Raw genomic sequence first — 7592 nt, 5'->3', positions numbered from 1 at the left:
CGAAATCTCTTTCCACGGCATCAACACCTCCCGCAAAACGGAAAGTGTTACCCATGTATCCGGTACGTTTCGTCACCTATCTCTCAGGTCGGGCACTTCCAGCGACGTCCAATAGTGTTCAGTAAGGTGATTAAAGTATCTGAAAAATATGGAATATTGCTTCGCGCGCGCGTAACGACGTTCAACGATGTGCAGTGACAGCCAGCATTTTTCGCGGTAAAAATTTCGGTATCAAGCGACCCTTCAGAAAGCCGATACCGTAATGCCGTTGACCGATATTCAGATTCGGAACGCAAAAGCAGGCGACAAGCCGCGAAAGCTCACTGGAAGAGTTCGCCGATCGTCTGGCGAACCCGCCGGAGCGCACCCGCGTCCCACACCGCCCTCCGCATGGCGCCCGGAGTGGTGACGACCAGCCCTTCGCGAAGAGCCGGCCGGTTCTCCAGCGCCTCCGCAAGGTCCTTGAGCTTCAGCGCCGTCGGGACGACCGCCATCTGCGGCACGTCCCGCGGATGCTGCAGCCTGACCATGGTGGGGCGGCGCAACTGGGTATCGAGATGCTCGCTGTCGATGACGAGTGAACTGTCGATCCGCTCCAGGAAGGGAACCCGCAGGAAGCGTGCCATCGCGCCGTAATAGGCGTGCTCCTCCATGCCGGGATGATGAAGGAGTTCCTGTTCGAGGCTCGTGCCGCGGCTGCGTGCCTTCGCGGCCATCAACGCGATCAGCGGCTTGGCGAAACCGAGTGCGTGAAGAGAGGCGGCTTCGCGGGCAAGCCCCGGCGCCTCGTCCCTTTCGGGTCGCCCTTCGGTTCCGGGCGTCCGGCTGTCATGGCCGGCTTCTCCGCCCGCAAACGGAGGCGCTCGCGAATATTCCCCCAGACGCATGAACCTGTTACACCGTCCTGCCGCCCTGACCCAAAATGGATCATAGACATGCCCGCATTGCTTACATCCCTGAGAAGGCAGGGGGGACTTCTCGTTTTGGTTGTTGTGATGCTTGCCTTCGCCTGCGAGCCCGCCCGCCAGGCGGCGGCGCAGGAAACGGAAATGCCCGTCCTCTTCGATGGCCGCGAACGCCTTCCGCGTCCCGATCTTTCCAACCTCGTGCGCCTGCGGATACTGACCACGGCGGACTTTCCACCCTTCAATTTCGCCGACCAGACAGGCCGCATCGCCGGCTTCAACATCGATCTTGCCCGGGAAATCTGCCTCGAACTGAAGATCGAAACGCGCTGCCAGGTTCAGGCCATGCCCTTCGAGGAACTGGAAAAGGCGCTGGCCAACGGAAACGGCGACGCGGTCATGGCGGGCGTGGCGGTGACGGCGGAGCGTCGCGCCTCATTCTCCTTCTCGCGTCCCTACCTGATGATCCCGGCACGCTTTGCCCGCAATGCCGAACGCGATCTCGGGCCGTTCGGGGAGGACGCGCTTGGCGGCCGCACCGTCGGCGCGGTGAACGGATCGGCGCACGAGGCCATGCTGAAGGCCTTCTTCCCGCGGGCCATCCCCGTTCTTTTCGAGGACCAGGCAGCCCTGCTCGGCGCCCTGAGGGAGAACAAGGTCGCCGCGGTCTTTTCCGACGGCTTGCGGCTGCCCTTCTGGATCGCGGGCGAAGCCTCAGGGAACTGCTGTCGCCTCTACGGCGGTCCCTTCTTCTCCGAGCGGTTCCTCGGCGAGGGACTGACGGTGATGCTGCGGCAGGACGACGACACGCTGAGGGAGGCGATCGACCACGCGCTTGCCGTGCTTTCCCGCAACGGTCGGCTAGAGGACATCTACCTGCGCTATTTCCCGCACGGGCTCTACTGACGGCTGGAGTATATTCCTACTGGCTCGCCCAGATGATCCGCGCCACCCATTCGATCTCCGACATGTCGAAGGTCCGGTTCGGATGGTCGGGATTGAGGGAGGTCAGCTCGATGGTGCGCGGCGTCTGCCGCACCAGCACCTTCGCCATCACTTCGCCCTCCCGGGTCCTCACCACCACCCGGTCACCGCGACGAACCTGCGCGCCCGGCTCGACGATCAGCACATCCCCGTCGCGGTAGAGCGGCACCATGGAATCGCCCTGGACTTCCAGGGCATAGACGCCCGCCTTTCTGGATGGAGAGGCGGGGAAGTCGACGACATCCCATCCCTGTCCCGCCGGAAAGCCGCCATCGTCGAAGAAACCGCCGGCGCCGGCCTGGGCAAAACCGAGCAGCGGAATGGAGCCCGTCTGCGGCGGAAAGCTGCCGCTCGGAACGTCCGACTGCGCCTGTCCCGGCAGTGCACTGAGAAACTGGTCGATCGTGGCGCCCGTGGCTTCCAGCACCTTGGCGACCGACTCGGTCGACGGCCAGCGCAGGCGGCCGTCCGGGCCGAGCCGCTTGGACTTGTTGAACGATGTCGGGTCGAGGCCCGCCCGACGCGCAAGGCCGGACGGCGTCAGCTTGTGACGCGCGGCAAGTGCATCGATCGCACCCCAGATCGTTTCATGTGACAGCATGGCGGTACGTACTCCGGCGGATCGTCCGGGCCTGTTGCGTCCCGAACCGTCCCGCCTCGATGGGCATCGGATGCCGCAAATCTCCCGGCGGAGCACGTCACGGCGCAGGCAGCCAAAAGGCCACTTGCGGCAGCTTAGTCAAAGCGAGGCTGCGGGTAAAGGGAAGTGAGGAATAAAATCCTCACGCCACCATCGGCATGTTGATGCGGCTGAGCTTGATCACGGCCTGCGTACGGCTGTCGACATTGAGTTTCAGCAGGATCGCCGAGACATGCGCCTTGATCGTCGCTTCCGAGACCCCGAGTTCATAGGCGATCTGCTTGTTGAGGAGGCCTTCTCCCAGCATGGCGAGCACGCGACTCTGCTGCGGGGTGAGCGTCCGCAACCGCTCGAGCAGGTCGCTGACGCCCGGATCCTCGTCCGTGACGGGTACGGGCACGTCCGGCGCCCAGATGTCGCCTTCGAGAACCGCGTTGATGCCGGCGCGGATGTCGTCCAGCCCGGAGGATTTCGAAATGAAGCCGGAGGCGCCGAGTTCGAGTGCCCGGCGGATCGTGTTGCCGTCGTCGGTGGCCGACACGATGACGATCGGCAGTGCCGGAAACTCCGCGCGAAGCGACATCAGTCCGGAAAAGCCGCTCACGCCCGGCATGGCGAGGTCGAGCAGCATTACGTCGGCTTCGGGATTGTCGCGGGCGGCTGCGCGGGCGTCTTCGAAGTCGCCGGCCTCGATGATCCGCCGCTCTTCGCCCAGGTCGTGAACCGCCTGTTTCATCGCCCCGCGAAAGAGCGGATGGTCGTCAGCTATCAGGATTGTCAGTATTTGCATTCCACGCCCCCTCCCAAGAGCATAGTCGCACGTTTGCGCACAGTTTACGTGCGCCGGGCTCCGGAAACAATAGCCCTGTTCTTGTAGGGGAGAATCTGGATGTGGTGCTCAGGTCCGCTGCGGCGCGGGCTCGGCATTGTCGCGCTCCGTCGTGAAGTCCTGGATGATCTCCATGAACCGGCGCATGAACCGTTCCATGATGGAAAGGCTCTGCTCGATCTCCGCCTCTCCGGGCAGCGCCTTGGACGCGGGCTGCGCGTCGAGCCGCTTCTCCAGGGCCGTGACGCGCTCGCCGAGCAGGTCCAGTTCCTCCTCGTATGCCGCGCGCTCGTCGGCCGCCATCCGGCAGGCGAGGCTGCCTCCTTCCTCCCGGCAGAGCGACATGGCGCCGGTTTCCCGGTCGAGGCGGACGAAGCCGTTTTCCGTTCGCTCCAGCTGGAAGCGGGAACTCTCCGCCGTCTGTGCATGCGCGGATGCCGCCGGAAGTGCGAGTGCGAGCGACAGGGGTATCCATGCCAGTCTTTTCATTGCGCTTCCTTTCCCTGCGGTGGACAAGCCGGCGTCTTTGCGGCAAACGCCTGTCAGTAACCCCGACGCGTTTCCAGAAGTCCGTTCATGAACACTATCGTCTATAAGATCGTTCCGCGAGCGCTTTGGCAGCAGGCCAGGCAAAGAGGCGTTTTCGAGGGCGCCCCCGTCGATCTGCAGGACGGCTTCATCCACTTCTCGACCGTCGCGCAATGCCGCGAGACGGCGCGTCGGCATTTTGGAGGAATGGCCGACCTGCTGCTCGTTGCCGTCGATGGCGCTGCGCTCGGGGATGCGCTGAAATTCGAGCCCTCCCGGGGCGGCGATCTCTTTCCCCATCTCTACGCCCGGCTTCCCATGGATGCCGTGCTGTGGGAGCGTTCCCTGCCGCTCGGTGACGACGCCCTGCATGTCTTTCCGGAGGAAATCGCCTGATGTTCGGCCCCTTCAACGACCTGGCACGCCAGGCGCTCTTCCTTCTCGATCCGGAAAAGGCCCATGGCATGTCAATCGCCGCGCTCAAGAGCGGCGTCGTTCCCTCCTGCAGGCTCCCGCAAGACCCGCGTCTTGCCTGCAGCGTCGCCGGGCTCTCGTTTGCGAACCCGCTCGGCATGGCCGCCGGATACGACAAGAATGCCGAAGTTCCGGACGCATTGCTGAAGCTCGGCTTCGGCTTTGCGGAAGTCGGCACGGTGACGCCGAAGCCGCAGGCCGGCAACGACAGGCCGCGCATCTTCCGGCTGACCGCTGACCGGGCGGTGATCAACCGGCTCGGCTTCAACAACGAGGGGCACGAGGCGGCCTTCGCGCGGCTCTCGGCGCGCGGCAATGGCGCCGGCATCGTCGGGGTCAATATCGGCGCCAACAAGGACAGTGCCGACCGCGTGGCGGACTATGTCGCCGGCATTCGGCGCTTCTATCCGGTCGCGGGCTATTTCACCGTCAACATCTCCTCGCCGAATACGCCCGGCCTTCGCGACCTGCAGGCGCGCGACAGCCTGAAGGCGCTGCTGGAGGCGGTCCTTGCCGCCCGCGCCGAGGAGGCGATCCGGTTCGGACGCTCGCTGCCGGTATTTTTGAAGATCGCCCCAGATCTTACCGAGGAAGGGCTGGATGACGTTGCCGCCGAAGCGCTGGCGCATGACCTGGACGGCCTGATCGTCTCCAACACGACGCTTTCCCGCGAGGGGCTCTCCGACCGTCGCCATGCGGCGGAAGCGGGCGGACTTTCAGGTGCGCCCCTCTTCCGCCTGTCCACGAGCGTGCTCGCCAGGATGCGCAAGCGCGTCGGGCCGGCGCTGCCGCTGATCGGCGTCGGGGGCGTCGGAAGTGCCGAGGATGCGATGGAGAAGATCTGCGCCGGCGCCGACCTGGTGCAGCTCTATTCCTGCATGGTCTACGATGGCCCGGGACTTCCCTCCCGCATCCTGCGCGGCCTCTCCGGCCTGCTCGACCGGGAGGGCGTGAACCTGATCGGCGAATTGCGAGATTCCCGCGTCGATCACTGGGCGGCGATGAAGCTCTGAGCCGTCTTGCGCGGCACCATGGCCGCGAGGAGGACGCCCCGGATCATCAGGAACAGGTTGAGGGCTGCCCACAGCCCGTGATTGCCGAATGCCGGCACCAGGACAAATAGCGCCAGGCAGTAGCCGGCGAAGGATATCAGCATCATGTTGCGCATCTCCCGCGACCAGGTGGCGCCGATGAAGACGCCGTCCATCTGGAAGGCGAGCGCGCCCGTCAGGCCGGTCATCGCGGCCCAGGGAAGATAGGCGAGGGCGATCTCCCGCACCTCCGCTGAGGTCGTCAGCAACCGGATGATCGCGGGACCGGACAGGAGGAAGAAAGCCGCCAGCACCGCCGCGATCGCGAAAGACCATGCTGCCGTAAGCTTGACGGCGCGGTTGAACGATGGCCGATAGTTGGCGCCGACCGCCCTCCCGGCGAGTTGCTCGGCGGCTCCCGCAAGGCCGTCCAGGAAGAATGCCGAGAGCATGAAAATGTTCATCAGCACGGCGTTGGCGGCGAGCGCCACCGCGCCGAACCCGGACCCGACCTTTGTCATCAGGGCGAAGGCGCTGCTCAGGATCAGGGTGCGGACGAGAATGTCCGCGTTGAGCTGGAAGAGCTGCTTCAGCTTGAGCCGGTCGAAGAGGTCGGCCCGGGCCGGACGGGATGCGCGCGAAAACCGGCGCACCACCAGAAGGAGGCCGATGGCCGCAGCCGCTACTTCGGCCGCGGCCGTCCCCCAGGCGACCCCGGCCACGCCCCAGCCGAGCCACAGGCCGAGAATGATCGAAAGGAGGATGTTCGTCCCGTTGAGGAGGATCTGCAGCGCCAGGCCGAACCGTGCCTGTCCACGACCGAACACGAAACCGAGGACGGCGTAGTTGACGAAGGTCGCAGGACTGGAAAGAACGCGAATGGCGAAATACTCGCGGACCACGGCCTGCACCCCGGGTTCGTCGGTCATCAGTTCCGGTGCGCCCCACAGGATGACCGGCGCAAGGGCAAGCATCAGGATGCCGAGGGCGAGCGCGCTGAGGCCCGCACGCCAGAATACCGCCTGAAGCTCCCGCTCGTCTTCCCGGCCGAAGGCCTGCGCGGCAAGTCCCGTCGTCGCCGTCCGGAAGAAGCCGAGGCTGCCATAGATGAGATCGAAGAGGATTGCGGCGATCGCCAGGCCCGCCAGGGCTTCGGCCTGTCCCAGTCGGCCGACGATGGCCGTGTCTGTCAGCCCGAGCAGCGGCGTCGTCAAAAAGCCGAGCGTCATCGGCACCGCAATCGAAAGCACCAGCCGATGGGTGACCGTGAAGGGACGCGAGACGGCATCCGGTGCCTTGGCGGCGGTTTCCATCAGGCGGAAAGCACCATGGCCCAGTAGGGTCGCGATGCGGGCGATTGCGCCACCGCCACGCCGACGCCGCTGAAGGAGCCCAGCATGTTCTTCAGGTGACGCTGGGAGACGATCCAGGCCTGAACGGCCTCGTCCACCGAGCGCTGTCCGCTTGCGATGTTCTCCGCCGCCGGCAGCGGCACGTTGCGCCGCTTCATCCGGTTGGCAAAATTGTCGCCCGTGCCGATCAGGTGCGTCATCTGCTCGGCCTTCGCCATCCGCATTGCCTGTTCGACAGCGGCCGCCCGCGCCGGCGCCCCGGCGGCCAGCGCCGGAAGGCCCTGTTCGGCTCGGACGCGGTTTACCAGCGGCAACGCGGCGTCCGTCTCGTCGTCGACCCCCGGGACCGAAACCGGGCTCGTGACGGTGGAGCATCCGGGGATAAGCAGTCCACAGCCCGCCAGCACCAGGAAGCCCCGCCTTGGAAGAGTGGCCGATCCGGTCATGTCAGCGCCTGTAGCTGAAGAGCCGCAGGATGATGAAGGCGGGAATGACGATCGTCGCTCCGAGGATCAGGTAGTCGCCGACTTTTCCGAGCGCGTGAAAACCCTGGTACCAGAGATCGAGGACGAAGTTGCGGATCCCGTAGACGATATCCCAGGGGTCGAGGCCGAATATGGCCATCACGAACCCCACGATGAGCGATACGACGATAAGTTTGACGATCGTGCGCCCCGGCGAATCGCCGAGAAGCCGGTTGACCCCGTCCGACATGCTTTAAGTCTCCGTTTGGGGGAGGAATAGGCGGCCTCGGCCCGCGTCGCAAGCCCGTTCGCCACCGCCCCATGCCGCCCCTTCAAATAGAACTTGAGTTTTTTTGTGACTTCGGCCAATAACCCGCACCCCTCC

General features: G+C 64.9%; 10 protein-coding genes. 3 read left to right on the top strand and 7 right to left on the bottom strand.

The window, feature by feature from the left end; all coding sequences use genetic code 11:
* Positions 1–320: 320 nt before the first annotated feature.
* Positions 321–887 (bottom strand): hypothetical protein, encoded by a 567-nt coding sequence (locus tag ACWGPT_RS19625; RefSeq protein WP_452607321.1) that lies wholly within the window; start codon positions 885–887, stop codon positions 321–323.
* A gap of 108 nt (positions 888–995) precedes the next feature.
* Between ACWGPT_RS19625 and ACWGPT_RS19620 the strand changes: the two genes are divergently transcribed.
* Positions 996–1811, top strand: coding sequence for a transporter substrate-binding domain-containing protein (locus tag ACWGPT_RS19620; protein ID WP_452607320.1), 816 nt, complete (start codon positions 996–998; stop codon positions 1809–1811).
* A 16-nt stretch (positions 1812–1827) separates the two neighbouring features.
* On the opposite strand, the gene ACWGPT_RS19615 is transcribed toward ACWGPT_RS19620, so the two are convergent.
* The 3 genes from ACWGPT_RS19615 to ACWGPT_RS19605 form a co-directional block, all read right to left on the bottom strand.
* Positions 1828–2490, bottom strand: coding sequence for a S24 family peptidase (locus ACWGPT_RS19615; protein ID WP_452607319.1), 663 nt, complete (start codon positions 2488–2490; stop codon positions 1828–1830).
* 181 nt (positions 2491–2671) lie between these two features.
* Complete coding sequence (locus ACWGPT_RS19610) at positions 2672–3319, bottom strand: response regulator transcription factor (RefSeq protein WP_452607318.1); 648 nt, start codon at positions 3317–3319, stop codon at positions 2672–2674.
* Between the two features lie 108 nt (positions 3320–3427).
* Positions 3428–3838 (bottom strand): hypothetical protein, encoded by a 411-nt coding sequence (locus ACWGPT_RS19605; RefSeq protein ID WP_452607326.1) that lies wholly within the window; start codon positions 3836–3838, stop codon positions 3428–3430.
* Positions 3839–3934: 96 nt separating this feature from the next.
* Between ACWGPT_RS19605 and ACWGPT_RS19600 the strand changes: the two genes are divergently transcribed.
* Complete coding sequence (locus ACWGPT_RS19600; protein ID WP_452607317.1) at positions 3935–4282, top strand: DUF952 domain-containing protein; 348 nt, start codon at positions 3935–3937, stop codon at positions 4280–4282.
* Complete coding sequence (locus ACWGPT_RS19595) at positions 4282–5373, top strand: quinone-dependent dihydroorotate dehydrogenase (RefSeq protein ID WP_452607316.1); 1092 nt, start codon at positions 4282–4284, stop codon at positions 5371–5373. The genes ACWGPT_RS19600 and ACWGPT_RS19595 overlap by 1 nt, the downstream gene beginning before the upstream one ends.
* On the opposite strand, the gene ACWGPT_RS19590 is transcribed toward ACWGPT_RS19595, so the two are convergent.
* The 3 genes from ACWGPT_RS19590 to ACWGPT_RS19580 are packed head-to-tail and all read right to left on the bottom strand — an operon-like array spanning position 5349 to position 7457.
* The gene (locus ACWGPT_RS19590; protein ID WP_452607315.1) at positions 5349–6704 is read right to left on the bottom strand and encodes an MATE family efflux transporter; all 1356 of its coding nucleotides are present in this window, start codon (positions 6702–6704) and stop codon (positions 5349–5351) included. The genes ACWGPT_RS19595 and ACWGPT_RS19590 overlap by 25 nt on opposite strands.
* On the bottom strand, positions 6704–7189 hold the full coding sequence (locus ACWGPT_RS19585; RefSeq protein WP_452607314.1) for a CAP domain-containing protein: 486 nt from the start codon (positions 7187–7189) through the stop codon (positions 6704–6706). Before ACWGPT_RS19585 ends, ACWGPT_RS19590 begins: the two co-directional genes overlap by 1 nt.
* Before the next feature lies 1 nt (position 7190).
* Positions 7191–7457 (bottom strand): DUF6460 domain-containing protein, encoded by a 267-nt coding sequence (locus ACWGPT_RS19580; protein WP_452607313.1) that lies wholly within the window; start codon positions 7455–7457, stop codon positions 7191–7193.
* Positions 7458–7592 lie beyond the last annotated feature (135 nt).

This window comes from Pseudorhizobium sp. NPDC055634 (genome assembly GCF_053618655.1).
Note: the sequence above shows the minus strand (reverse complement) of the source record. Positions and strands in the feature narration are given on the sequence as shown.